Below are 25,957 nucleotides of genomic sequence, written 5' to 3'. Positions count from 1 at the left end.
AACAACGAAAAGCGCCTTGCCAGACGCTTTTCGTAGACGACATTCCGGGGGCGGATCTATGCAAGCCCCAGCCAGCGTCGTCAGTGGAACCACGCCGACGACGCTGTTGAGGGCGGCGTTGATTTCACCGCCCAATTCCTCAGGCGCTACGGACCTTGTTCAACAGATGCGCGACCGGTGCTGCGGCGCGCGTCTGTGCCTGGCTTGCCTGCCGTGCATCGATCTTGAAGATCGCCACCGCGTCGGTGAGCTGCACAGCCTGTTCTTCCATCGAGCGTGCGGCGGCCGTGGCTTCTTCCACCAGCGCGGCGTTTTGCTGGGTGGCCTCGTCCATATGCGTGATGGTCTGGTTGACCTGCTCGATGCCGGCGGACTGCTCCTGCGAGGCCGCAGAGATCTCGCTCATGATGTCGGTCACACGTTGCACGCTGGCCACCACATCGCCCATGGTCTTGCCAGCGCTGTGCACCAACGCCGAGCCTTCGGCCACACGCTGCACCGAATCGTCGATAAGGCTCTTGATTTCCTTGGCCGCGCCAGACGAACGCTGTGCGAGCGTGCGCACCTCCGATGCCACTACTGCAAAGCCGCGTCCCTGTTCGCCGGCACGCGCGGCTTCCACCGCTGCGTTCAAGGCCAGGATATTGGTCTGGAACGCGATGCCATCGATGACGCTGATGATGTCGGCAATCTTTTTGGACGAAGCTTCGATACCGGTCATGGTCTGGACGACCTTGCCCACCACCTCGCCGCCTTGCGATGCCACGCGTGCGGCGCCGATCGCGAGCTGATTGGCCTCGCGTGCGCTCTCTGCATTCTGTTTGACGGTGGACGTCAGCTCTTCCATCGAGGCAGCTGTCTCTTCCAGGTTGGCCGCTTGTTGCTCGGTGCGCTGCGACAGGTCCTGATTGCCGGCAGCGATTTCACTGGCAGCCGAGTTGATCGAGACCGCCGATTGCTGGATGTTGCCGACGATCTGCGCCAACTGGCTGGCGGTGGCGTTGGCATCGTCGCGCATCTGGGCAAACACGCCGCGGAACTCGCCACTCATGCGTGCGGTGAGATCGCCAGAGGCGATCGACTGCAGCAACGACGATAGCGACTGCAGATTGCCATCGGCGGTGGACATCAGATGATTGAGGCTTTCCACCATGATGCGGAAATCGAATTGGAAACGCTCGACATCGCCACGCGCTGTGAAGTCGCCATTGGCGGCCGACTGGGCAAGGTGCTTGATCTGGTGATTCATCGCCGACAGATTGAGCTTGACCTGCGACATGGTGTCGCTGAAAGCGGCTTTTTCGCCCGGCAGTGGCTGCATGTCTTCGGAGAGTTCGCCGATGGCGTAACGCCCCATGATGCGGGCCAGATCGTTTTGCACCGCCACATGCGAGGCGACCAGCGAATTGGTGTCGTTGGCCATGCGCCCGTAATCGCCGGGGAATGCCGAGGCATCGATGCGGAAACTGATCTGACCATTGTCGTGATGCCTGGCCATGTCGGTCTGCGCGGCGATCAGGTTGCGCAGCTGCAACTGCATCTTGTCCATTGCCTGCAACAGGCGGCCGGTTTCATCGGTAGCGGTGGTGTGGACGTCGTTCTGCAGGTTGCCGGCGGCAATGGCCTCGGCAGTGCGGGTGGCTTGGCTGAGCGGCATGGTCAGGCTGCGCGTGATCATCCACGCAAGCAGGGCGCTGATGGCCAACGCGGCAATGCCGCCACTGGCGAGCGTGACCTTGCCGCGATGCATCGATGCCACCGCTGCGGCATAGGCCTGTTTGCTGAGGCGGCTTTCCAGTGCTGCGTTGGCGCGAATGGCGGCTTGTTGTTCATTCATCGCCACCGCGGCGGCGCCCTGCAACAGCGCCTGCGCCTCCTGGTTCTGATCATGAATGCCGTATTCGAGAATCTGGTTGTTGTACTTGACGGAGATGTCGCGTTTTTCCTGCACCAGCTTGAGCGCGTTCTTTTCGCCGTCGGTGCTCGGCATGGCCGCCAGCGCATCGTGCGCCGCCTTATAACGGGCGCGGTTGCTTTCGATCATCTCCATTGCGCTGCGGTTGGCAGCATCGCCAGACACCATGACGATGTCGCGCAGGCCGATCGCCACGTTGGTGTTGGCGTCCAGCATGTCGGTGGAGAGTCTGATCCGCTCCATGTTGTTGTTGACGATGGTGTCCAACTCGAGACGGGCGGTGGACATGGTGACCAGGCCGGTTGCCACAAGCAGGCCGGACAATAAGATCAAGATGCCGAAGGCCACGCCCAAGCGGCGGCCGACATTGAGGTGTTGCAGATATTGGTTCATCACCGCATCCAGGTTGTGCAGCTGAAGGGCTCAGTGAATGCGGGGTGCATCCACTCAAGCGTCTTGCCCAGCTAGCGGCCGGAGAGTGAGGAGCTAAAGGCTTGTATTTGGAAATGCTTATGACGGATTCATGACGTGGAAGAAATTTCCCGACAGCTGTCCGCCGTTGCCTGACATCCCACAAAAAGCGCCTTGTTTAATGCGTCATTGCTGGATCGAAGCGTGCCAATGGCAGGACGATTTTCCGACGTTTTACCGACGCGCTGAAGTGGATAACGCAGCGCGCACAGCCAACGATTGGAACTGACGAATGGTCGAGTTCGCTGACGTGTGCGGTATGGGCGGATGAGAACCGCAGGATTGCTGCGCATGCATCAATGCCGCGAGCGATTCGGTTGATGTTGGGCAGCAGAGCAGCCTGCCCGTGCACATCGCGAGCCGGCCTGTACCGGCTACTTTTTAGCGAGCCACTGATGCATCGCGCCGTCGCGCGCAGCAAGCATGGCGCGATGGGTGTTGTCTTGCGCTCAACTCTCCAGCGCGGCAAGGACGTTGGCGTAAAGCTGTTCGGCATCGGCCTCGTTGTTGAAGCGTGCGAACACCTCGTCGCCGGAGATCAGGCCGACCCGCACCGAGTGGCAATACGAACCGAAGCTCTCGCCGGCGTTGAACGGGTCGTTGACGACGGAGATATGGGCAAGGCGGATCCGGGTTGTGCCGAATTTGATGAACATCTGCAATCTCCTGTGTGAGCGCCCAGTTTCCCATTTTGTCGGGCGCGGCAGAAGCGCGATGGCAGCAACGTGCCGGGCGAAGCCTGCATGGCTACCCCAGTGACGGCGCTGATTCGTTGGCGTTCACATGGATGCCGACGGACCGCCAGTTGCTGGTAGAGCCTCAGCGCCGCGCCAGTGAGGCCAACCTCGCGCATCCACGGACCCAGCACGTACACTGCCGTGCCCTGATGCTGAGCTCGTCCGATGTCCGAACCGATCCGTCTCGACAAATGCGTTGCTGCGCTGTTCGGCTGCTCGCGTGGCGAGGCCCAGCAGTACATCGAAGGCGGCTGGGTCAGCGTGGACGGTGTGGTGGTCGAGGAGCCGCAGACATTGACCACCGCGCCGCAGGTGACGCTGGCAGCCGATGCGGTGCTTGCGCCTGCCGAGCCAGCCACGTTGCTGCTGCACAAGCCTGCTGGAATGACGGCCGAGGCCGCGTTGGGGTTGGCCGTGCCGGCCGCGCGCAGCAGTCTGGATCAGGCCAACGTGCGCGTCCTGAAACGGCATTTCCTGCGTCTGAGCGCGCCGTTGCCGCTGGAAGACGAGGCCAGCGGTTTGCTGGTCCTGAGCCAGGATGGCCGCGTGCTACGCAGGCTCAGCGCCGATGCAACCTCCATCGAGCAGGAATTCCTGGTGGAAGTCAGCGGCGAGCTGCGCCCCTACGGCATGGCGCGGCTTGCGCATGGCCTGGTCTATCAGCAGCGCAGCCTGTCGCCGTGCAAGGTGAGTTGGCAGAACGAAGAGCGGCTGCGCTTTGCGATCAAACATGTGCAGCCCGGGCAACTGCGCTTCATGTGCAAGGAAGTCGCGCTGGACGTGGTGAGCATCCGGCGCTTGCGCGTGGGCCGCATCTCGCTGGGCAAACTGGCGATCGGCGAATGGCGCTACCTGCCGGCGGGCGAGCGTTTTTGAGTGTGCCGCTTGCGTTCAACGCTGGCGGCAACCTGCAGGCAATGCGACGACTCGCTGCCTTCGAACCGATGCCCGGGTCGCTTACTTCTTGTTGCGCTTTTTCTTGGCACGCGTCACCAGCCAGAAAACCACGCCGATGATCGCAACGACCAAGATGATGAAAGCCGGTGACAGAAACGAGTTGTCGCCCATGGGGATCTCCTGAGTTCTTTGGCAGCAAAGCGCTGCATTCGAACCAGCCTAGCGAGCGGCGTGCTTGATCGCGTGAAATACGACGTATGCGTGGGGCCAGGACGTTTTTCTGCGTGCTGCAGTTGTGCCCAGTCGTGCGATGGACGTATGGCTGTTGGTGCCTAATCGAACTGTCTGACGCAGCTCGGCAAGCAGACCCTGCAGCGTCTGGATACGTCGGCGAACGATGCTCGCACACAAACATGCAGCGCCAAGGTCATGCAGCGCCAAGGCTGCGCTCGCCACGGAGCGCAGCCTGTGCCGTCAGCGGAAGGTGGGTGTGCAGCGAAAGCCGGAGCAGTCGATCTGCACCGTGCTGCCGCTGCTGCAGGTAGCGCTGAAGCGCGTGGCGCTGTTGGCCTGCACCTGCCCGCAACTCAAGCCGGTGCTGATGCCTTGTGCGCGTGCCACCACCGACTCGGTCGACATCGCTGCACGTGCGGGTGAGGCGGTGGACGCAGAGGCAGCGGCGGGCGGTGCTGCAGCATGTGTCTGCGCCGGTGCAGCAAGCTCTGTGGCGAGCGGCGAAGTGACGGCTCCGCTGTGGGCGTTGCCGTTCGCACCGGCGTTCGCTGCAACCACAACGCCTTGCGCATTTTCGCCCTGCAATGGCTGGCCGCGGTCTTCGCGATGGCGGTCGAAGCTCAGCGTCTGCCCGAACACCAGCTGGATCCAGCTCGGATAGGTGTAACCCGTGCCCTTGCTGTGATCGACGATGGCGCCGATGGCACCGCCGATCAGGATGTTGCCCCAGATGCCCATGTTGGCGCGCGAGATGGAGCGGCCGGACGCATCGCGCTGACCAGGCAATACGCAGGTGACATCCAGATCGTGCGAGGAGCGGTGCACCTGCGCGGTCTGGCCGGACTTCAGGGTCAAGCGCCCCTTGTCGTTGCTGATGGCGCAATCCGCGCCGGAAATGGTCTGCCCGTCGGCGGTCTTGGTATCGATGCGGATCGGCTGGGTCGCATCGTTCAGTACCGTCGCGCAGCCGCTCAACGCAACCATGGTGATGGCTGCGGTCACTAGATGTTTCATGTTTTCCCCTGGCGTGAAAGCACGAGCGTGCCAGGCGGGCGATGGCGCCGCATCCTTAGGCACACGCGTGTGTTGATCAATCCCCGTGACCGGCGCATGGCGCGACGGCTGGCATTTCATACCGGGATTGTGGGCCGCCGTCCAGTGGCGGCGGCCGACGTCAGGCCACCGGGGTGGGAAGCACCCGGTGTTTGGCCATCACGCTGCGGATGGCGGTCAACAATTGCTCGGGGGTGTAAGGCTTTTCCAGGAAGGCCACGCCGTCCGGCAGGATCTCTTCCACGTACTCCACCGCCAGGCCGGAGGTGAGCAATACCGGAAGCTTGTACGGCGCCTGCGCGGTCTTGACCGCCAGATCCACGCCGGTCAGGCCGCCGGGGAAGTGGATATCGGAAAACAGCACGTCGATGCGCGGGTCACTTTCGATCAGGGTCAGCGCTTCTTCGACCGAGCCTGCACTGCGGCAGGTGAACCCATAGCTCTCCAGCACAAGGCAGCTGAGTTGTCGGGTGCCATCGCCGTCTTCGACGACGAAGACAACCGGCCGTTCCTTGTTCTGTGACATGAGCGCGTCTCGTAAGGCAAGCCGCATTCTCAGCGATGCAGGGGTGAACCCTCCGTCAACGCAGACGGGGCCGTATAGTTACCAGCCGAACGGGCCGGGACCGTAGCCGCCAGGCCCATAACGCGGGCCGAAAATCGGGCCTTCGCCACGTCCGACACTGATGCTGACGCCAATCTGGTGCGCCTTGCCGTCGTCGTCGTAATAGGTCTTGCAGGAATTCAGATTGACCGCTTGCCAGTTGCTGTTGCCGCCGCGGCTGGCGTAGCCCATGCCGGTTTCGACTGCGCCATGCAGCTTGCCCTGGCATTGCTCGGCGCGTTCGGCGGCGATGGCGGCGGCACTGGGTCGGCTCAACGCAGGCTGGGGACCGCTTTTGTCGCCGTAAAAGGTGCCTGGCGGATCGGTGGGGACCTCGGGATCGGAGCGGTACTGCACCGGTGCCTGCGGAATGCTCAGATCGAGCGAGCGCGCCGTGACCGGCTCGGCGCTGCCGTCGCCTGCCTGGGCGAGCACGCCGCCAGCGGCAAACAGAGTGGCCAGGAGAAGCAGGCTGCGTTTCATCGAGTGGACTCTACATGAGGGACTGACAGCGCGTGCCAGATCGCCTTGTGAAACTAGCAACGGCTGATTGAATGCGCGCTGTCGATCTTGCGGATTTTTGTGCCGGCGTTGGTATGCCGATGACACACGCCGTTGCATCAGCCTTGTTCGCGCACGATCTCGATCAGCTGCGCCCCGTAGCGGGCCAGCTTGCCGCCACCGATGCCGCCGATATGCGACAACGCATCGATGCTGGTGGGGCGTTGTTCGGCGATGTTGCGCAGCGTGCTGTCGTGGAAGATCACAAACGCCGGCACGTTCTGTTCCTTGGCCAGCTCTGCGCGCAAGCCGCGTAAGGCGTTGAACAAGCTCAAATCCTGCGGCTGCACCGGCAGGCCGGTGCGTTGCGTGCCGCGCTCCCGCTCGCGTCCGGCAGCCGGGTTCTCGCGGCGCATCATGACCTGGCGCTCGCCCTTGAGTACCTGGCGGCTGGCGTCGGTCAGGCGCAGACCGCCATGGCCTTCGCTGTCGACCTCCAGCAGGCTGGCGGCCACCAACTGACGGAACACGCCGCGCCAGGTGCGCTCGTCCAGGTCGCGGCCGATGCCGTAGGTGCTCAACTGGTGGTGGCCGAGCTGCTTGATGCGCTCGTTCTCGCTGCCGCGCAGGATGTCGAGCAGGTGGCCTACACCGAAGCGCTGCCCGCTGCGGTACACGCAACTGAGCGCTTTTTGCGAAGCCACCGTGGCATCCCAGGCGGCCGCCGGGGTGAGGCAGTTGTCGCAGTTGCCGCAGGGCTTGGGATAGGTCTCGCCGAAGCCGGCCAGCAGCACCTGGCGACGGCATTGCATCGATTCGCAATAGCCCAGCAGGTGATCGAGCTTGGCGCGCTCCAGGCGCTTGCGCTCCTCGGCCGCTTCGCCCTGTTCGATCATCTGCTTGAGCAGCACCATGTCGCCCAGGCCGTAGCAGAGCCAGGCTTCGGCCGGGTCGCCATCGCGGCCGGCGCGGCCGGTTTCCTGGTAGTAGCCTTCCAGCGATTTGGGCAGATCCACATGCGCCACGAAGCGCACGTCGGGCTTGTCGATGCCCATGCCGAAGGCGATGGTGGCGGTCATGATGATGCCGTCTTCGCGCAGGAAGCGGCGCTGGTTTTCCGCACGCACCTCGGCCGGCAAACCGGCGTGGTAGGGCAGGGCGTTGAAGCCTTGCGCGCACAGCTGCTGCGCGGTTTCTTCGACCTTGCGCCGCGACATGGCGTAGACAATGCCGGCCGAGCCGCGATGACGTCCCAGGAATTCCTGCAATTGCTTGCGCGCGTTGTCCTTCTGCACCACGGTGTAGCGGATGTTGGGGCGGTCGAAGGAGCTGACGAAGTGGCGCGCGTCGACCAGATCCAGGCGTTCTGCGATCTCGCGCTGGGTCGGTGGATCGGCGGTGGCGGTCAAAGCCATGCGCGGGATGTGCGGCCAGCGCTCGTGCAGCACGGTGAGCTGGCGGTATTCGGGGCGGAAGTCGTGGCCCCATTGCGAGACGCAATGCGCCTCGTCGATGGCGAACAGCGCGATGCGGCTGCGCTCCAGCAAGGACAGGAAGCGCGGCGTCAGCAAGCGCTCTGGCGCGACGTAGAGCAGATCCAGATCGCCCGAGAGCAAGGCGCGCTCGACCCTCTGGGTGTTTTCCGCATCCAGCGTGGAGTTGAGGAATTCGGCACGCACGCCGAGCTGACGCAAGGCGTCGACCTGATCCTGCATCAGTGCGATCAGCGGCGAGACCACGATGCCGATGCCATCGCGCAACAGCGCAGGCACCTGGTAGCACAACGACTTGCCGCCACCGGTGGGCATCAGCACCAGGGCATCGTTACCCGCGGCAACGTGTTCGACGATGGCCTGTTGAGGACCGCGGAAGTCGTCGTAACCGAAGACGCGGCTGAGCAGTTCGTGGGCGGGGGAAGACATCGGTCTAGGATACCGCGCGGGTCAAGCGCTGGTTGGTCTCATGCCGGCGATGGTGCGCGATGACGGGTCAGGAATCGCCGCGATGTGATGGCGCCTACGACTGCTGATGCGAGTCGCTGGGTGTGGGGCGTGCTGCGCGGGAGATTGCAGAAGGCCGAACGTGGAGCTGGGCCAGTTGGGCTTCGCTCCTTACCCTCACCCCAACCCTCTCCCGGGGAGAGGGGCTTGCTGCCTGAGGGTCCATGCTGATCACGCGGCAGAGACGAATACCCGAACTGAGCGCTGCCTAACTCGTCCACCAAGAGCTCCCTCACCGAGAACCCGACCAACAATAGCCCCCTGAGTCAGGGGGCGCGCCGAAGGCGCGGGGTGTGGCAGGCAATTGAGCAGGGGCCCAAGGTTTCGCCAACGGCGCAACCTTGGGCAAACCCGCAGGGGGCGAAGCCCGAAGGGTTTACTGCAACAAGGAACGCAGCATCCACGCGTACTTTTCGTGGGTCTGCAGGCGCTGGGTCAGCAGGTCCACGGTCGGGTCGTCGCCGGCGTCGTCGGCGGTGCCCAACACCTTGCGTGCGGTGCGGCAGACCGCTTCGTTGCCGCTGACCAGCTGTCGCACCATCTCGCGCCAGTCGGCGCTGTCGCTCAATCCCTGCTCTTCCGGGATCGAGGTCAGGGCAACGAACTCGCTGTAGGAGCCCGGCGCGTTGTAGCCCAGGGCGCGGATGCGCTCGGCCACTTCGTCCAGTGCGGCCCACTGCTCGGTGTACTGGGTTTCGAACATGGTGTGCAGCGAGTTGAACATCGACCCGGTGACGTTCCAATGGAAGTTGTGGGTCTTCAGATACAAGGTGAAGGCGTCAGCCATGTAGCGGGCCAGACCGTCGGAGATCTTCTTGCGATCGCCGTCCTTGATCCCGATATCGATGTGCGGGGCCGATGCGGCGGCAACCGGTAAGGCGTCTGGTCCGTCAATGATGACGACGGGCTTGTTGGCGTTCTTTTTCTTGGACATGGGAATGGTCCTCCTGAGGGAACAGATATCGGGTCACAATAGTCACTCTAAAGGATCACTCGTCATTCAATCTTTCACATTTTTTCATCAATGAGCGCTATCGATACCGACCTGGCCACCACCTTGCGCGAGCGCCGTAGCGCCGTCGATGGCGGCATGAGCCGCGACCGGGGCCGCTTGCTAGGCCTGTGGTCGCGCTGGCAAGGCAAACCCGGCAACGTGCAGCTGCGTCAGGCCTTCGAGCAAGCGCTGGCGGCGTCGCAGGCGCAGCGCAAGGCGCGCGCCGAGCAGCAGCCCGCCATCACGCTGGACACGCAACTGCCGATCGCGCGCGAGGCCGAGCGCATCATCGCGTTGATCCGCGATCATCAAGTGGTGGTCATTGCCGGCGAAACCGGCTCGGGCAAGACCACCCAGCTGCCCAAGCTGTGTCTGGCGGCCGGGCGCGGGGCGGCCGGCATGATCGGCTGCACCCAGCCGCGCCGGATCGCCGCACGTACGGTGGCTGCACGCGTGGCCGAGGAGTTGAAGACGCCGTTGGGCACCACGGTGGGCTTCCAGGTGCGCTTCACCGACCGGGTTGGCGAAGATTCGCGGATCAAGTTCATGACCGACGGCATCCTGCTGGCGGAGATCGCCAGCGACCGTTGGTTGTCGGCCTACGACACCATCATCGTGGACGAGGCGCACGAGCGCAGCCTCAACATCGACTTCCTGCTCGGCTATCTCAAGCAGCTGCTGCAAAAGCGCTCCGACCTCAAGTTGATCGTGACTTCGGCCACCATCGATACCGAGCGCTTCGCGCGGCATTTCGACGATGCGCCGGTGATCAATGTGGAAGGCCGCACTTTTCCGGTGGAGGTGCGTTACCGCCCGCTCGAAGGCGAGGCCGGCGATGACAGCGACGGCGAGCAAGGCAACGGCCGCGATGGCGAGCGCACCGTCAACGATGCGATCGTGGCGGCGATCGATGAGATCACCCGCATCGACCCGCGTGGCGATGTGCTGATGTTCCTGCCGGGGGAGCGCGAGATCCGCGATGCGCATCAGTCGCTGGAGCGGCGCAAGTACCGCGAGACCGAAGTGGTGCCGTTGTACGCGCGGCTGTCTGCGCAGGATCAGGACCGGGTGTTCAATCCGGGCCCGCGTCGACGCCTGGTGCTGGCGACCAATGTGGCCGAGACCTCGCTGACGGTGCCGCGCATCCGCTATGTGGTGGACCCCGGTTTTGCGCGCATCAAGCGCTACAGCCCGCGTCAGAAGCTGGACCGGCTGCATATCGAGCCGATTTCGCAGGCCAGCGCCAACCAGCGCATGGGCCGGTGCGGGCGCATCGCCGAGGGCATCTGCTACCGCCTGTATGCCGAAGCCGACTTTGCCGCCCGGCCGGCGTTCACCGACCCGGAGATCCGGCGCGCGTCGTTGTCGGGCGTGATCCTGCGCATGCTGCAACTGGGCCTGGGGCGGATCGAGGATTTTCCGTTTCTGGAAGCGCCTGACGAGCGTGCAGTGGCCGACGGCTGGCAGCAACTGCTGGAGCTGGGCGCAATCGATGGCGAGCGCCGCCTGACTGCTACCGGCCGCCAGATGGCGCGCCTGCCGGTGGACGTCAAACTGGCGCGCATGCTGGTGGCCGCGCAGCAGCACGGCTGCCTGCGCGAGATGATCGTCATTGCCTCCTTCCTGGGCATCCAGGATCCGCGCGAGCGCCCGCCCGAAGCGCGCGAGGCCGCCGACAACGCACATGCGCTGTTTGCCGATGCGCGCTCGGAATTCGTCGGCATCCTGCGCTTGTGGGAGGCGTACCGGCAGGTGCATGAAGAGCTTACCCAGTCCAAATTGCGCGATTGGTGCAATCGACATTTTCTGGGTTTTTTGCGCATGCGCGAGTGGCGCGAACTGCATCGGCAGTTACGCCTGTTGTGCGAAGAACTCGGTTGGAGCGAAGAGCCGGCCGGGGTGATGATGGCGCCGCTGCTGGCCGGTGCCAGCGCACCGCCGCGCGAGGATGGCCACAATGCCAACCGGCCCACGCGCGGGCAGTTGCATCGCGCCGCGCGTCTGGCGCGCGAAGGCAGGCCGGAGCCAAGTGCGCCACCTGCACGCACCACCTCTGCAGCTGCGAACAAGCAGGCCGAGGCCGCTGAAGTATCGGCACGCACCAGCGAGCGCGAACGCGCTGCGGCGTATCAGGCCTTGCATCGCGCACTGTTGGCCGGCCTGCCGACGCAGATCGGCCATCGCACCGAAAAAGGCGATTTTCTCGCCGCGCGGCAACGCCGGTTCGTGCCGTTCCCCGGCTCGGCGTTGGCGCGCAAACCGCCGCCGTGGATTCTGGCCGCCACACTGCTGGACACGCAAAAAGTGTGGGGCATGACCAATGCCGCGATCGAGCCGGATTGGGCGATTACCGAGTTGCCGCATCTATTGGCGCGCAAGCATTTCGACCCACATTGGTCGCGTGCGCAGGGGCAGGTGGTCGCCTCCGAGCAGATCAGCCTGTTCGGGCTGGTACTGGCGCCGAAAAAGCCGGTGCATTTCGGCAAGATCGACCCGGCCGCGGCGCACGACCTGTTCGTGCGTCAGGGCCTGGTAACGGGCGAAATCAATACGCGTGCGGCGTTCGTGGCAGACAACCTCAAGGTGCTGGAGCAGGCGCGCGAAGAAGAAGCCAAGTTGCGTCGCGCCGGCATCGTGGCCGACGAAGAGTGGCAGGCACGTTGGTATCTGGATCGCATTCCGTCGGAACTGCATTCGGCCAGCGGCCTGGATGCGTGGTGGAAAACCTTGCCGCCGGACAAACGCCGCAGCCTGCATTGGTCGTTGAACGATCTGCTGCCGGGCGAAGGCAGCGAGGCCGACCGGTTTCCGAAGTATTTCCCGCTGGGCGATGCGCGGCTGCCGTTGCATTACCGCTTCGAGCCGGGGGCCATCGATGACGGCGTCACCCTGGATGTGCCGTTGCATCTGCTCAATGCGCTGGATCCGACGCGGCTGTCGTGGCTGGCGCCGGGTTTTGTTGCGGACAAGGCATCGGCATTGATTCGCAGCCTGCCCAAGGCGCAGCGCCGCAACTATGTGCCGGCGCCGGATTTCGGGCGCGCGTTCTACGAGGCCTACAGCATTGCCTCGGCCGACGATATCCGTGGCGAGCTGGCGCGCTTTCTGAGCAAGGCCACCGGCACGCAGGTGGCGGCGCTGGATTTCGACGAAGAGGCGCTGGACACGCATCTGCTGATGAACCTGCGCCTGCGCGATGACGACGGCAAGGTGCTGGCCGAGTCGCGCGATCTGGACGGGTTGCGCGCACGCTTTGGCGAGCGTGCGGGGCAGGCGTTTGCCGCACGTGCGGGCCGCGCCCTGGCTGCCGAGGGCTTGCGCGATTTCCCGGCCACCCCGATCCCCGAACAGGTGTCGGGCGAGGCCGGTGTGCCGGCGTATCCGGCGTTGGTGGATCAGGGCGACGACGCAGCGCTGCGTATCTTTGCCGACCGCAACGAAGCGGCCCAGGCGCATCCGCGCGGCGTGCGCCGGCTGCTGGAAATCGCGCTTGCCGACAAGATCAAGCAGGCGCGCAAGCAGCTGCCGGTGTCGCCCAAAACCGGGTTGTTGTACGCGGCGATCGAGTCGCAGGAGCGGCTGCGCGGCGATCTTGTCGATGCCGCGCTCAATGCGGTGTTGGCGGACGGTTTGGGCGCGATTCGCGACGCGGGTGCATTTGCGCAACGCCGCGACGATGCGACCAAGCGCCTGTTCGGCGAGGCGATGGAGCGGTTGACACTGGCCGAAAGCATTCTCGGTGCCGTGGCCGAACTCAAGCCCTTGCTGGAAGCGCCGTTGATGGGCTGGGCGCGCGGCAATCTGGATGATATGGAGCAGCAGTTGCGCGCGTTGGTGCATGCCGGCTTCCTGCGCGAGACCCCGGCCGAGGCGCTGGCCAACTATCCGCGTTATCTCAAGGCGATGATCCTGCGCACCGAGCGGGCCAAGCGCGATCCGGCTCGCGACCAGACCCGCATGCTCGAACTCAAACCGTTCGTGGATGCGCTGGGCGATGCGGCCGCACGTGGCTTGCAGCAGCGCCCGGAGTGGGAGTCGCTGCGCTGGGATCTGGAAGAGTTGCGGGTCTCGGTGTTCGCGCAGGAGCTGGGTGCCAAGTCGGGCGTGTCTGCGAAAAAGTTGTCGCAGCGGGTGGCTGCGTTGCGCGGTTGAATGGTGCCGGATCCGCCTGGGTCGAGGCGATCACCAGACGCGCTGATCCATGCGGATCGACATCCACTGGCCGCTCCGACAGATCGCATCGGAGCGGCTAGCGCAGACAGCCACATGACGCCTCTAGAAACCTGCTGAGCGCTTGTCAGACAGGTGCGAGCGGCATACCTGGAGCCCGCCGCGTGGATTGGTCCATGCTGCCCGGGCGCAGCTTGCTGACGCTGCGCCCGGGCTTTGGTCATGCCGTCAGAACTTCATATGCAGGCTCGCCATATAGCGGCACCCGCTCTTGTAGCGGCCGGCCAGATGTTGCTTGTCGCCGAGATACTGCAGGTACTCCTCGTCCAACAGGTTCTGCGCATCCACTTGCAGCGACCAGTTCGGGCTGAACGCATAGCCGACACTCGCACCGAGTTCGGCGTAGTCATCCACGCTTGCCGGTGCCGCACCGGCCACGTAGCCGCCTGCCAGGTAGCTGTCGCGCCAGTTGTAGGTCAGCCGTGCATTGAGCGGGCCTTTCTCGTAGTACGGGCTGAAGGCAACGCTGTTGCGCGATTGGTAAGGCAGCGCATCGCCGGTGTTGTTTTCGCCATTGGCGTAGGTGTAATTGGTGGTCAGGCCAAAGCCGCTGTCGCCAAACGGTTGCTGGAACGCGATATTGAATCCCTTGACCTTGCCGTCGCCGGCATTGCGTGGCCGCTGGATGCTGTAATCGCAGTAGCCATCTGCGCTGCAGCCATTGCTGCCGACCAGTTGCGCCCAGCTCTGCGGGGCGGTGTCGCGCAGCGCGTTGTATTGGCGCTCCACGCTGGCGCTGGTGTCGATGTAGTTGTCGATCTTCTTGTAGAACACCGACCATGCCACCACCGACTGCTGCGCGAAGTAGTACTCGGCCGACAGGTTGAAATTCCACGATTCGTACGGCGACAGTTCCGCATTGCCGCCGCTGCCGGTCAGCGTGGTGTCGTTGAGGAAGCTGTTGTTGACCATTTGGTTGTACGGCGCCCAGGCGATCACCTTGGCCGCAGCGAAGCGAAACACCCAGTCGTCTGCAGCCTCGTAGGCCAGCGTGAGCGAAGGCAGCAGGAAGTCTTGCTTGCGCGTGCGGGTCTGCCACAGGCTGTCGGCATTCAGCAGCGACGGCGTGCCGCTGTAGACAAAGCCGCTGCCTTCGGTCTTGGAGTCCACATAGCGAAGCCCGAGGTTGCCGCGCAGACCGCCGCCGGAGAAATTCAACTGCGCGTACGCCGCATCATTGGTCTGCTGCAGCGCCCAGGTGTTGTTGAGATAACTGGATGGGTCCGGCGCGCCGTAGTCCACCGGGCTGTTGCGGATCCAGTTCAGCACATTGTTGCGACCTGCCTGCACATGCTGCCCATGATCGGGATAGAAGTCCTGCAGATCGGTCAGCCCGATCGTGCCCACATCGGCCAGCGTGCCAGGCGTGACGCCGCCATAGACATTGAGCGCGAAGCGTTCCTCGTGCTTGCCGTGGCGCAGGCCCAGCAGCAACTGATTGAACACGCTATCGAACTGCACAGCGAGATCCAGTTGACCATAGGTGTCTTTGCTTTCGGTCGAAAAGATGCCGTTATTGCCGAACCAGCCACCCGCCGATCCCCAGTTGGCCGGGTCGCGCGCGCGCGCCGGATCGTCGAAGCGAATGCCACGCTGCGTATCCCAACTGAAGCCACCGTTGTAGAACGGCTCGATGAAGTATTGCGACAGGTCCTTGTTCTCCGACCTGCTCTGGCCGAGCTGCCCGTTCAAGCCCCAGCCGTCGCCGCGAAATGCGCCGCGCAGGTCCAGGCCCTTGGTGGTCACTTCCGATTCGCGCACGTTGTTGTCGTAGATCACCGTGCCGCCGAGCGGGTCGGCATTGGCGCTGGAATGCCCGCTGGTTACCACGCCATTGCGCAGCCCGCCGAGTTGATCCACTGCCGCCACCGTGCCGGGATTCCAGGTCAGAAAGCTGTACATCGACTGGTTGTAGTTGTCGAAGTTCTCGTTGATGTACAGGCCGCTGAGGTTGAACTCCAGCGCGTCGCTGGGCTTGAGTTGCAGGTTGACCACCGCGCTGTCGCGTTCGCGATCCTGCTGAAACCAGGCCGCATTGATCGAATTGGGCACGTCCGCGTCGGCAGGTACGTCGCCTGCCGCATTGGCGAAGCTGCTGGCCGGCGCGTAGCCGAACACTTCCATGCCGCGGCGGTCGACGCGTTCTTCGTAATGCTGCGCCGACACCGCGATGCCGAAGGTGTCGGCGGCGTTTTTCCAGCTGTAGAGCAGTGCCGCATTCGGGTTGCCCTGGCTGGCTTGCGCGCTGTAGCTGTAGCCGATGGAGGCGGCGACCTCGTTGACCTCCAGATCGAGCGGTTGCCGTGTGTGCATCAACACGGTGCCGCCCAGGCTGCCTTCGGTCAGACGCGCTTCGGAGGATTTGAGAATTTCCACACGCCCCAGAATCTGCGGTGCCAGCAAGGTGTAATCGAATCCGCGGCTGGGCTGCTCGCCGTACAACCAGATCGCCTGCGCCACCGGATGCCCGTCCAGGAACGACAGATTGAGGCTGGGGTCGGTGCCGTCGATGCTGACCCGTTCGCCCTGGCCAAAGCGGCGGTCCAGGGTCACGCCGGGAATCTGCGACAGCGCTTCGGCCACATTGGTGCTGGGAAACTTGCCGATGTCTTCGGCGGTGATCGCTTCGGATATACCGGTGTTATTGCGCTTGGTGTCGAGCGATTTTTCCAGGCTCGCGCGGATGCCGACGACTTGCACGGCGTCCAGGTCGGTGGCTTGCGGGTCACCGTTGTCCTGGGCTTGCGCCGCGAATGCCAACGACAATGCGATCGCGCTGGACAGCAGGGTGGTGCTGTATTTCATGATGTCTCTCCTCATCACGCACAGGGATGGACGGCGAGCGACAGCTCGCCGGATGCGGGTCTTGATGTCGCGCGTCTTGCGGGGAGCACAAACGCGTGGTGAATCGCTTACGACACGTGGACGTGTTGTTGCAGATACCAGTTGGCCGCGCCGAGCACGCCCAGCTGCCCGTGCTCGACCAGCTTGACCGGGATGCGCTCGAGCAGCGCACGCATGTTTCCCTTGGCTAAAAAACGTTCGCGAAAAGTGCTGTTGGCCAGAAACTGCCCGATCGTCGGCAGGATCCCGCCGGCCAGATAGATGCCGCCGGCAGCGCTGTAGGCCAGCGCCATATCGCCGACCGCGCTGCCCAGCAATGCGCAAAAGCAGTGCAGGCACTCGAGCGCCACCGCATCGTCTTCGTGCAGCGCTGCATGCGTGATCGCGGCAGGCAGGCGATGGCGTGGCGGCACCGCGTGCAGTGCGCACACGGCGTTGTAGAGATTGAGCAGACCGGGGCCGGACAACACATGCTCAAGGGGCAGATAGGGCTGGCCGCGCAGCAGAATCCGCAGCAGTTGCAGCTCCCTCTCGTCGGTGCTGGCCAACGCGACCTGGCCAGCTTCGGTGGCGAGCACGATCGGACGAGGCTTGGCATCGATCCACACCGCCGCGCCAAGCCCGGTGCCGGGACCGACCACCAGGATCGGGCCTGCAGCCCGCGCATGCCGTGGTGTCGGCCCGCTGAGCTGCAGCACGGCGCGTTGTTGCATCTGTGGCGCGGCGTAGGCGACCGCTTCGAAATCGTTGACCAGATGCACGCTGCGCACTGCAAGCGCGTGACGCACCTGGCTTGGCGAAATCGTCCACGGCAGGTTGTTGCTGATGAAGCTGCCATCGTCCAGTGCGACACCGGCACTGGCGATCACCACCGCATCGACACCACGCACCTGCTGCAGAAAGTCGCCGAGGATCGCCTCCAGACTGGCGTGCTCGCTGCCGCGATAAGTGCGGTAGTGCGACAGCTCGATCGCTGCGTTGCCCGCATACGCCACGTGGCCGACACGCACATGCGTGCCACCGACATCGGCGGCGATGAAGCCGGTGGCAGCGGGGCAAGCGGGCAAGACAGCAGCGTGAGCAGAGCGCGAGGTCGCAGCCACATTCAATCCTCAAGGGTTCGCCGATCGTCCGATGCCGTGGCGAGTACGGGCCTGTGTAGGAGTTGGTGACAACGATGTCAATGGATCAGTCGGGTTGGATCGATCTTGTTGACGCACTCAAGCGCGAAACAGGCGGTTTTGGAGGTGTCTGTGCGGACTTCAATGCGCAAACAGGACAGGCGCTCCCCAACCGGGGTAGCGCCTGTTTGTCGGTGGACCGTGTTTGTAGCCGCAAGCCTGTTTGGACAAGACGGCGTTGTCGTAAGTCAGCCGCGTTTACTTGACCCGGCGCACCTTGGCAGGCGTGTTGTAGCCCTCGATCTGCAGATACCACACGCCGACCAGGCCGGGCTTGATCTTGACCTTGGGCGCATCCTTGCGAACGCCGGCCAAGCTGGCGGCGTCGGTCTGTTCCCAGTCCTGACCATTGGCCAGGGTGTACACGCGACCCTTGGAGAAGCCCTTGAACTCGCCAACGATCGTGCTTTCGATCGGCTCCTTGCTGCCGAAATCGAAGAAGCCGCGGTTCTTGACGATCACTTCCTGGCGGCCGGCTTCCTTGGCTTGTTCGACCACCACGGCCGCTTCCTTGGCGACCTTGCCTTGCAGCCAGTCGTTGAGCGCGGCCAACTCGCTGGCATTGAGCTTGTCCAGGCCGGCTGCCTTGAACTGCTCGGCGCTCATCTGCGATTGCAGATCGCCTTGCACGGCGCGCTGCGCCAGGGCCGGGAGAGCGGTCAACGCGAAGGTCAGGCAGACCAGCAGGGGAATGCGGCGCGCGAGCGACATGGAGGCGATCCGGAAGACGAAGAGGCCGCTAGTGTAGACGCTGGAGCGCATCGTGCAGCCTGGCCTACGGCGCGCGCTGCTGGTGTTCGCCTCCACAAGCTCCAGGCCTTTTCACGCCGCATGGAGAGGTGGCAGGCAGATGCGCAAAAAGGCCCAAGCTGCTGTGAATTACTCCTCGTCTACCGTCGCTACAGTCGCGCGCGCAGCGCGTTCGGGACGGCGGTAGACAAACTCAGGTGCGGGCGCAGCGGCCTCGCGTTCGGCGGTCGCGCGCACCTCGGCATGTACCGGCGAGCGTTCGCACACGGGGTCCAGCGTGGCCGCATCGCCGGCCAGCGCCAGGGCCTGGCAACGGCAGCCGCCCCAGTCGATCTCGCGCTTGGGGCAGCCCTGGCACACCTCGGGCATCCACGCCGTGCCGCGGAAGCGCACGAACGCCTCGCCGTTGTTCCAGATGTCGGCCAGCGAGCGCTCGCGCAGATTGTCGAAGCGCATGCCCTCGATGGTTTCGGCCGCATGGCAGGGCAGCACATCGCCGCGCGGGGAGATATTGACGAAGCGCTGGCCCCAGCCGCCCATGCAGGGTTTGGGCTGGCGGGCGTAGTAATCGGGGGTGACGAAGTCGATCGCCAGGCGGTCGCCAAGCTCGCGGCGTGCGGTTTCCACCGCAGTAATGGTGGCCATCAGTTGCTCGCGGCTGGGCATCAGCGCGGCGCGATTGCGCAGACCCCAACCGTAGTACTGGGTGTGCGCCACTTCGATGCGCTCTGCCTGCCATTCCAGCGCCAGCGCAATCATGCCCGGCACGCGCTCGGCGTTATGACGGTGCAGCACCGCGTTGAGCGTCAGCGGCAGGCCGCGCGCACGCACGGCGGCAGCGAAGTCGCGCTTCTTCGACAAGCTGTTGCGATAGCCGGCGATGCGGTCGGCGCCGGCCGGGTCGACGTCCTGCACGCTCAACTGCACGTGTTCCAGTCCGGCAGCCTGCAATCGATCCAGCATCGGCTCGCCGCCGGCCACGCCGGAGGTGATCAGATTGCTGTACAGCCCGAGCGCGCGCGCATGCGCCACCAGCTCGGGCAGGTCCTTGCGCAGCATCGGTTCGCCACCGGAAAAATGCGCCTGCAGCACGCCCATGTCGGCGGCCTGCTGCAGCAACGAGCGCCAGCCGGCGGTGTCCATTTCCTCGCGCAGCGCTGCCAGTGCGATCGGGTTGGAGCAATACGGGCACGCCAACGGGCAGCGATGGGTCAGCTCCAGCAACACGGACAGTGGCGGCGGGGCGACGGTCATAGCCGCAGCAAACGCTTCTGATGCAGGGTGTTGGTGAGTTCGATCACATCGATCTCGATGTCTGCCGCGTCGGCGTCGAATTCGGCAGCCAGTTCCTGCGCGATCTGCGCCAGCGAACGCACGCCGTCGTAACGCTGCGCCACCACCAGCGCGATCTCGTCCAGCTCGACCACGCGCTCGGGCGCCAGCAGCACCCACTGGTCGCGTGCGCGGTCGTGCTGCAGGCGCACGCCCGCGCGCAGGGCTGGCTGGCTGTCGCGGGTGATGCTGCTCACGCAGCTGCTCGGCTTGCGTCGCGCTCGGGCACGAACGCATCCGGCCACACGATGCCAGGGGTGACGTAGGCCACGTGCAAGGCATCCAGCTGCGCCCACAACACCGAACACTTGAAATACAACGCGGCCTTGACCAGTTCCTGCTTCTCGACGGTAGTGGCGTGCTCCTTGACGTAGTCGAGCGCAAAATCCGAATCGCGCGGCGCTTCGGTCAGGCGATGCTCGAAGTAGGCCAGCGCCTCGGGCGAGACGAACTCGTAGTGCTTGAGCATGCCAGCCACACGCCGGCCGATGATGTTGGGGGCGAACAACTCGGTCAGCGAGGAGGCGATCGCTTCGAGCAGGCTTTTTTCGCGCACGAACTGCAGGTAGGCCTGCACCGCGAAGCGCGTGCCGGGGAGCAGTGCGCGCCCGGATTCAACCAGTGTGCGATCCAGGCCCAGCGCGTCGGTCAGGTGCAGCCAGCGCGTGATGCCCCCATCGCTGGGGCTGTTGCCGTCGTGATCGAGAATGCGTTGACGCCAGATCCGCCGCAGCGCCGGATCTTCCATGCGCGCCAGAATCGCGGCGTCTTTCAATGGAATGCAGCGCTGGTATTCGAAGCGGTTCAGCGCCCAGGCCTGGACCTGGCCGCGATCGAGCTTGCCGTCGTGCAGCAGCGCGTGGAATGGATGCTGGTCGTGGTACAGACGTGCGCCGATGGCGCGCAGGTCCGCTTCCAACTGGTCCGGGGTGAGCAGGGCGGTCACAGGGTGATCTCCAGGCCGTCGTGCGCGACGTCCCAGCCGCTGGCACGCGCGCTGGCGTACTCCGGCGAGTGGATGTCGAGCACGGGATTGGTGGTGTTGAGATGGATGAAGATCTTGCGCGCCACCTCCAGCGGGGCGAAAGCGGCAATGCTGCCGTCTGGGCCGTCGATGCTCATGTGGCCCATGCGCTGGCCGGTCTTCCGGCTGATGCCCAGTTGCACCATCTCGTCGTCGCGCCACAGCGTGCCGTCGAAGAACACCAGTTCGGCGCCTTGAAGGCGCGCGCGCAAGGCATCGGTCATCGCCGCGCAGCCGGGAATGTAATGCACGCGGTGCTGGCCATCATCGATGGTCAACCCGAGGGTTTCTTCGTTGGAGCCGGCCAGGTCGCCACCGCTGCGCGATTCCATGAACAATGGCACCTTGCCGGGCACCGAAAATGGCGTGAGCTGCAGGCCCAGCAGCGACAACGGCGTGTCGAGCGCGAATGGCTGACGCTGCACATACTGCGGATTGACCGCATCGAAGATAGGGTTTTGCGCAAGCAGATCCAGCACACGACTGCTGGCATGCAGCGAGAACGCCTGGCTCTCTCGCATCGACAGCAGCCCTGCGATATGGTCGATCTCGCCGCTGGTCAGCAGCACCGCTTCGATCGGCGAATGGCGCAGACCGTGCTGCGGCCAAAGTGCAGGCGTTGCGAGAATTTGTTGACGGAAATCGGGTGAAGCATTGATCAGCACCCAGCGTTGGCCGTCGGCGCTGACGGCGATACTGGCCTGGGTACGACGTTGGGCACCGTCTGTTTGTTGCCACGCCCGTTGACTCGCGGGGGTGTGGCAATTCCACTGCGGGTGCCCACCGCCGGCCGCCGATCCCAGAACGATGATGCGCATGGAGAACTGTTACCTATCTGCCGGCGACTGCCGGTCATGCATCGGGAGGAAGGGCGGCAGGTGCGCTCAGAATTCGCCGGAGACGTAGCAGTTGATCTCGGCGCCACAATTGACTTCACGAACGACAGGCTTCTTCCAGGTCTTCATCGGCTACCTCGCAGTTGGTTGGAATGACGTTGCCGCAGCACTGGGCAGCGACCACGCCAAGGGAGCATAGGCAGCCGGTTTGGCTGAATTGTAAAGGGCATGTAAAAAGCCGTCGACGAAGCTGATTTCGTGGGCGCAACCGCGTCGGATTCCGCACAGAGGGGTTGCGAATCAAGGCGTTGGCGGGTGAACCGGGCATAAGCGCGAAGGCACCGGATTTCCGTGGCTGCGCTGCGATTGCGCGTTGTGGAGAAGGTGACGCGCACGTTACCGTAGCTGTCAGACCATTGTTGTTGCCCACGCCCGTGTCCACCGCTGTGACCAGTTCCTCATTCGACCGCCTGCATGCCGTGCTGCAGCGTCCTGCCATTGCGTCGATCGCGCCCGCCTTGCGCGATGCATTGGCGCAGGCCTGGCAGAACGTGCCGCCAGCGCAAGCCGATGCCGTGCCGTGGGCGCTGCTTGCCGACACGCTGGATGCGCTGGCGTTGCTGGCGGCCGATGAGGCTACCTTGATCGCTGCATTGTTGTTCGATCTGCCCGCATTGCGCGGCGTGGTCGCGAGCCTGCCATGGCAACCGGCCGAACGACGTGTGGTGGTCGAAGGTTTGCTCGATGGGCTGGATGCGGCCGACCAGGTCTGGGCGCTGCATGCCGGGCGCGAGGCCGGGCGCAACAGCGAAGGCTTGCGGCGGCTGCTGCTGTCCATCATCCACGACCTGCGGGTGGTGCCGATCCTGCTGGCGCGGCAGTTGGCGCGCATGCGCGTGGCCGACCGCCTGAGCGAAGAACAACGCCGCGCGCTTGCCCAGCTCACTCGCGACATCCACGCCCCGCTGGCCAACCGGCTGGGCATCTGGCAGGTGAAGTGGGAGCTGGAAGACCTGGCGTTTCGGCATCTGGAGCCGGACACCTACCGCCGCATCGCCCGCGAGGTGGACGAAACCCGCGTGGCGCGCGAGCGCTATCTCGAAACGGTCAAGCGCACCTTGTCGACGTCGCTGACCCAGCAGGGCCTGCGTGCGGAAGTGAGCGGGCGGCCCAAACACATCTACAGCATCTGGCGGAAGATGCAGAAAAAGCGCCTGTCGTTCGACCAGCTATACGACATCCGTGCGGTGCGGGTGATGGTCGACGACGTGGCCGCCTGTTACGCCGCCCTGGGGGCGGTGCACTCGCTGTGGGCACCGGTGCCAAGCGAGTTCGACGACTACATCGCCCGGCCCAAGGCCAACGACTATCGCTCGCTGCACACGGCAGTGCTCGGCCCGGAAGGGCGCACGATCGAAATCCAGATCCGTACCCACGAGATGCACGCGCAGGCCGAACTCGGGGTTGCGGCGCACTGGAAGTACAAAGAGGGCGGCAAGGGTGCCGAGAAGGCGTTCGACCGCAAGATCCTGTGGATGCGCCAGCTGCTGGAGCAGGTGCAGGAGGGCGACCACGGCGAGCTGGCCGGTGCGCTGGATGCCGAGCTGATCGAAGACCGCGTGTATGCGCTGACGCCCAAGGGCGAGGTGATCGATCTGCCGCAAGGCGCCACGCCGCTGGATTTTGCCTATCACGTGCACACCATGGTGGGGCATCGCTGCCGCGGCGCACGCGTCAACGATCGCATCGTGCCGCTGACCTACCGGCTGCGCAGCGGCGACCGCGTGGAGATCATGACCGCCAAGGAAGCCGATCCGCGCCGCGACTGGTTGCTGGCGTCCAACGGATTCCTGGCCAGCGGGCGCTCGCGCGACAAGGTGCGCGCCTGGTTCCACAAGCTCGACCGCGCGCGCAACGTGCACGCGGGCAAGGAGTTGCTGGATCGCGAGCTCAAGCGCCTTGGCCTGCAGCACTCCGATCTGAGTGTGGCGACGCGTAAATTCCACGCCGAAAACATCGACGATCTGTATATCCAGGTGGCACTGGGCGATACCGGGCCCAACCAGGTCAGCCGTGCGCTGCTGGAAGCCGAGCGCGCCGCCTCGCAGCCTGCGGTACCGGCGCCGCCACGGCCCACCGCGCGGCGCGAGGGCCTGGGCAAATCCAAGTTCACCGTGCAGGGCGTGGGCAATCTGCTGGTGCAGCTGGCGCGCTGCTGCCAGCCGGTGGCGGGCGAGCCGATCGCCGGCTATCTGACCCGCGGCCGCGGCATTACCGTGCATCGCACCGATTGCGCGGCATTGTCGCGGCTGGCGGCGGCGCATCCGCAGCGCGTGCTGCCGGTGGAGTGGGGCCAGGCCGGCAGCGGCTACGAAGTGGATGTGCAGGTGCGCGCGGTCGACCGACGCTGGCTGCTCAAGGACATCACCAACCTGATCGCGCAGGAAGACGCGCATGTGCTGGAGATCAACAGCGACAACGTGCGCGACACCGGCCGCGCGCAACTGCGTTTGCGTTTGAAGGTCAGCGATTACGACCAGCTGTCCGGCTTGCTTGGCAAGCTGGATGCCTTGCCCGGGGTGAGCGAGGTACGGCGACTCGGCTAGGCGTGCCGCACACCTCGCCAGCGCCAATCGATTTGAACAGGCGGCATACAGCGAGCAAGGTGTGCTTGCCTGACGAATCCCGAATCCCGAATCCCGAATCCCGAAGCGCACATCGTCTTCGCAGCGGCCGGCTACCATAGCGGGGTGAACGCGTCCCCGTCAGGTCGCGCCAAGGATGGACGCCACCGCATGCTCCCGCTTCCGCGCTGGGCCAGATCGCCCCGCCTCTGGGCGCCGTTGCGCAGCCGTGTGCTATGGCGCGTGGCATTGGTGCTGTGCGCATGCCTGCTGTTGACCACGATCGTAGTGCGCAAGCCGCTGGCCGATTGGCTGTGGCCGGATACGCGTATCCAGCAGTTGCTGCAACGGGGCAATGCAGCCTTGTCGCGCGGCCAACTCAGTGCCGCCGATGGCAATGGCGCGCGCGAACTGTTTGCTGCCGCGCTCGCCTTGGATAGCGATCGCAGCGAAGCCCGTGCCGGACTGGCGCGTACCGGTGCCGCCGCAGTGGTGCAGGCGCGTGCGGCAATTGCGGCCGGGGACGCCGCCGGAGCGCAACGCACACTGGCGCTGGCGACTGCGCTGGAAGTGCCGCAAGCGCAGATCGCGCCAGTCACGCTGCGCTTGCGCGCGTTGCAGGCACGTCGCGCCGGGTTGGATGCCCTGTTCGCGCAGGCCGTGGCCGCGCAGCAAGAAGGACGCCTGGATGGCACGCCGGACAGTGCATTGCCGTTGTACCAACGCATCCTGACCCTGGCGCCGGACCGCACCGATGCCTTGGAAGGGCGCGAAGATGCCCTGACCGATCTGCTGGCGCAGGCCCGCCATGCACTGTCGCGCGATGCGCTCGGCGATGCTGGGATGTTGCTGGCCGCTGCCAAGCGCTACGACGCCGGACATGCCGATGTACCGCTGACCGAAGGCCATTACCACCGCGTACTGGAGCAGCGCCGTCAACGTGCGGAAGGCTTGTTACGGCGTGGTCGCCTGGCGCCGGCCGCACGCGATTTCAACGCCGTGCTGGCGGCCGAGCCAGACGACGCCGCGGCGCGTCGCGGGCTCGATCAGGTCGCGAGCGAATACGCGGCGCAGGCCAGCCGGCAGGCGGCGGATTTCCACTTCGACGCTGCACTGCAATCGCTGCAGGAGGCGCGCGCCTTGGTACCGGGCGCTGCATCGATCGCGCAGGCAGAACAGGCGATTGCGCGCGCGCGCGATGCACAGCGCAGTCCCGAAACCGGTTTGTCGCGTGGTGCACGCGAGCGCCGTCTGCGCGCGCTGCTGCAACGGGTGACAGATGCCGAAGCGCAGCAGCAATGGATGACCCCTCCTGGCGCCAGTGCCTACGATGCGGTGCGAGCAGCGCAGGCGCTGGCACCGCGTGATCCGCGCGTGCTGCAGGCCGCTGCACGGGTGGCGCCGGCGAGCCAGCGCTGTTTTGAGGACGAGTTGCGCAACAACCGTCTGCGTGCCGCGCGCGGTTGTCTGGATGCGTGGCAGGCACTCACACCGAACGGCGAGGCGCTGATCGGGGGGCGCCGACGTCTGGCCCAGCGCTGGATTGCGGTGGGCAGCGAGCGCCTGGGGCAGGAGGATGCGGCGTTCGCGCGGCGCGCGCAGGACGAGGCGCGTCAGCTGGATCCGGGGCTGCCGGAATTGGTCGAGTTCACGCGCCGGGTCAAGGCGGTAGCTGAGCAGCGTTGAGGTGGAGGCCGATTTTGACGGCGCTTCCTCGAGCGCGATGCCTG

The 25,957-nt window shown here is 64.8% G+C and carries 19 protein-coding genes; 4 read left to right on the top strand and 15 right to left on the bottom strand.

Features of this window, described 5'->3' with window-relative positions; translation table 11 throughout:
- Window positions 1-139: 139 nt before the first annotated feature.
- Entirely contained in the window at window positions 140-2,308 is a 2,169-nt protein-coding gene (locus NYR97_RS02005) for a methyl-accepting chemotaxis protein (protein WP_316696393.1), read from the bottom strand.
- A gap of 527 nt (window positions 2,309-2,835) precedes the next feature.
- Window positions 2,836-3,042: a hypothetical protein gene (locus tag NYR97_RS02000; protein WP_006448620.1), complete on the bottom strand. Its 207-nt coding sequence runs from the start codon at window positions 3,040-3,042 to the stop codon at window positions 2,836-2,838.
- A gap of 246 nt (window positions 3,043-3,288) precedes the next feature.
- On the opposite strand from NYR97_RS02000, the gene NYR97_RS01995 reads away from it, so the two are divergent.
- Window positions 3,289-3,999, top strand: coding sequence for an rRNA pseudouridine synthase (locus NYR97_RS01995; RefSeq protein ID WP_316696389.1), 711 nt, complete (start codon window positions 3,289-3,291; stop codon window positions 3,997-3,999).
- 495 nt (window positions 4,000-4,494) lie between these two features.
- Here NYR97_RS01995 and NYR97_RS01990 read toward each other — a convergent pair whose 3' ends face one another.
- The 5 genes from NYR97_RS01990 to NYR97_RS01970 all read right to left on the bottom strand — a co-directional run bounded on the left by NYR97_RS01990 (window position 4,495) and on the right by NYR97_RS01970 (window position 9,346).
- Complete coding sequence (locus NYR97_RS01990) at window positions 4,495-5,268, bottom strand: hypothetical protein (protein WP_232372286.1); 774 nt, start codon at window positions 5,266-5,268, stop codon at window positions 4,495-4,497.
- Between the two features lie 160 nt (window positions 5,269-5,428).
- A complete protein-coding gene (locus tag NYR97_RS01985) occupies window positions 5,429-5,833 on the bottom strand; it encodes a response regulator (protein WP_043910889.1) in 405 nt (134 codons plus the stop codon).
- A gap of 78 nt (window positions 5,834-5,911) precedes the next feature.
- Entirely contained in the window at window positions 5,912-6,394 is a 483-nt protein-coding gene (locus NYR97_RS01980) for a hypothetical protein (protein ID WP_316696385.1), read from the bottom strand.
- Between the two features lie 137 nt (window positions 6,395-6,531).
- On the bottom strand, window positions 6,532-8,334 hold the full coding sequence (recQ, locus tag NYR97_RS01975) for a DNA helicase RecQ (RefSeq protein ID WP_316696383.1): 1,803 nt from the start codon (window positions 8,332-8,334) through the stop codon (window positions 6,532-6,534).
- A 454-nt stretch (window positions 8,335-8,788) separates the two neighbouring features.
- Window positions 8,789-9,346: a Dps family protein gene (locus tag NYR97_RS01970; protein WP_006452768.1), complete on the bottom strand. Its 558-nt coding sequence runs from the start codon at window positions 9,344-9,346 to the stop codon at window positions 8,789-8,791.
- Between the two features lie 90 nt (window positions 9,347-9,436).
- Between NYR97_RS01970 and hrpA the strand changes: the two genes are divergently transcribed.
- Window positions 9,437-13,558 (top strand): ATP-dependent RNA helicase HrpA, encoded by a 4,122-nt coding sequence (gene hrpA, locus NYR97_RS01965; RefSeq protein WP_316696381.1) that lies wholly within the window; start codon window positions 9,437-9,439, stop codon window positions 13,556-13,558.
- A gap of 246 nt (window positions 13,559-13,804) precedes the next feature.
- Here the strand turns inward: hrpA and NYR97_RS01960 are convergent, their stop codons facing one another.
- From NYR97_RS01960 to pqqA, 8 genes are all read right to left on the bottom strand, one after another.
- Window positions 13,805-16,441, bottom strand: coding sequence for a TonB-dependent receptor (locus NYR97_RS01960; protein WP_316696379.1), 2,637 nt, complete (start codon window positions 16,439-16,441; stop codon window positions 13,805-13,807).
- Between the two features lie 107 nt (window positions 16,442-16,548).
- A complete protein-coding gene (locus tag NYR97_RS01955) occupies window positions 16,549-17,583 on the bottom strand; it encodes a glucokinase family protein (RefSeq protein WP_316696378.1) in 1,035 nt (344 codons plus the stop codon).
- Between the two features lie 276 nt (window positions 17,584-17,859).
- Entirely contained in the window at window positions 17,860-18,372 is a 513-nt protein-coding gene (locus NYR97_RS01950) for a hypothetical protein (RefSeq protein WP_074058016.1), read from the bottom strand.
- 168 nt (window positions 18,373-18,540) lie between these two features.
- Window positions 18,541-19,665: a pyrroloquinoline quinone biosynthesis protein PqqE gene (gene pqqE / locus NYR97_RS01945; RefSeq protein WP_316696377.1), complete on the bottom strand. Its 1,125-nt coding sequence runs from the start codon at window positions 19,663-19,665 to the stop codon at window positions 18,541-18,543.
- The gene (gene pqqD / locus NYR97_RS01940) at window positions 19,662-19,940 is read right to left on the bottom strand and encodes a pyrroloquinoline quinone biosynthesis peptide chaperone PqqD (protein WP_316696376.1); all 279 of its coding nucleotides are present in this window, start codon (window positions 19,938-19,940) and stop codon (window positions 19,662-19,664) included. Before pqqD ends, pqqE begins: the two co-directional genes overlap by 4 nt.
- Window positions 19,937-20,689 carry a pyrroloquinoline-quinone synthase PqqC gene (gene pqqC, locus NYR97_RS01935; protein WP_316696375.1) on the bottom strand — a complete coding sequence of 251 codons (753 nt, stop codon included), beginning with the start codon at window positions 20,687-20,689 and terminating at the stop codon, window positions 19,937-19,939. Before pqqC ends, pqqD begins: the two co-directional genes overlap by 4 nt.
- Window positions 20,686-21,585 (bottom strand): pyrroloquinoline quinone biosynthesis protein PqqB, encoded by a 900-nt coding sequence (gene pqqB, locus NYR97_RS01930; protein ID WP_316696373.1) that lies wholly within the window; start codon window positions 21,583-21,585, stop codon window positions 20,686-20,688. The genes pqqC and pqqB overlap by 4 nt, the downstream gene beginning before the upstream one ends.
- A gap of 66 nt (window positions 21,586-21,651) precedes the next feature.
- A complete protein-coding gene (gene pqqA / locus NYR97_RS01925; protein ID WP_002812057.1) occupies window positions 21,652-21,732 on the bottom strand; it encodes a pyrroloquinoline quinone precursor peptide PqqA in 81 nt (26 codons plus the stop codon).
- 290 nt (window positions 21,733-22,022) lie between these two features.
- Between pqqA and NYR97_RS01920 the strand changes: the two genes are divergently transcribed.
- Both NYR97_RS01920 and NYR97_RS01915 read left to right on the top strand, forming a co-directional pair.
- A complete protein-coding gene (locus tag NYR97_RS01920; protein WP_043910891.1) occupies window positions 22,023-24,209 on the top strand; it encodes a RelA/SpoT family protein in 2,187 nt (728 codons plus the stop codon).
- Window positions 24,210-24,398: 189 nt separating this feature from the next.
- On the top strand, window positions 24,399-25,913 hold the full coding sequence (locus NYR97_RS01915; RefSeq protein WP_316696371.1) for a hypothetical protein: 1,515 nt from the start codon (window positions 24,399-24,401) through the stop codon (window positions 25,911-25,913).
- Window positions 25,914-25,957 lie beyond the last annotated feature (44 nt).

The organism is Xanthomonas hydrangeae, assembly GCF_032697525.1.
In the GTDB taxonomy this organism is placed as follows: domain Bacteria; phylum Pseudomonadota; class Gammaproteobacteria; order Xanthomonadales; family Xanthomonadaceae; genus Xanthomonas; species Xanthomonas hydrangeae.
This window is presented reverse-complemented; position numbering and strand designations above follow the sequence as displayed.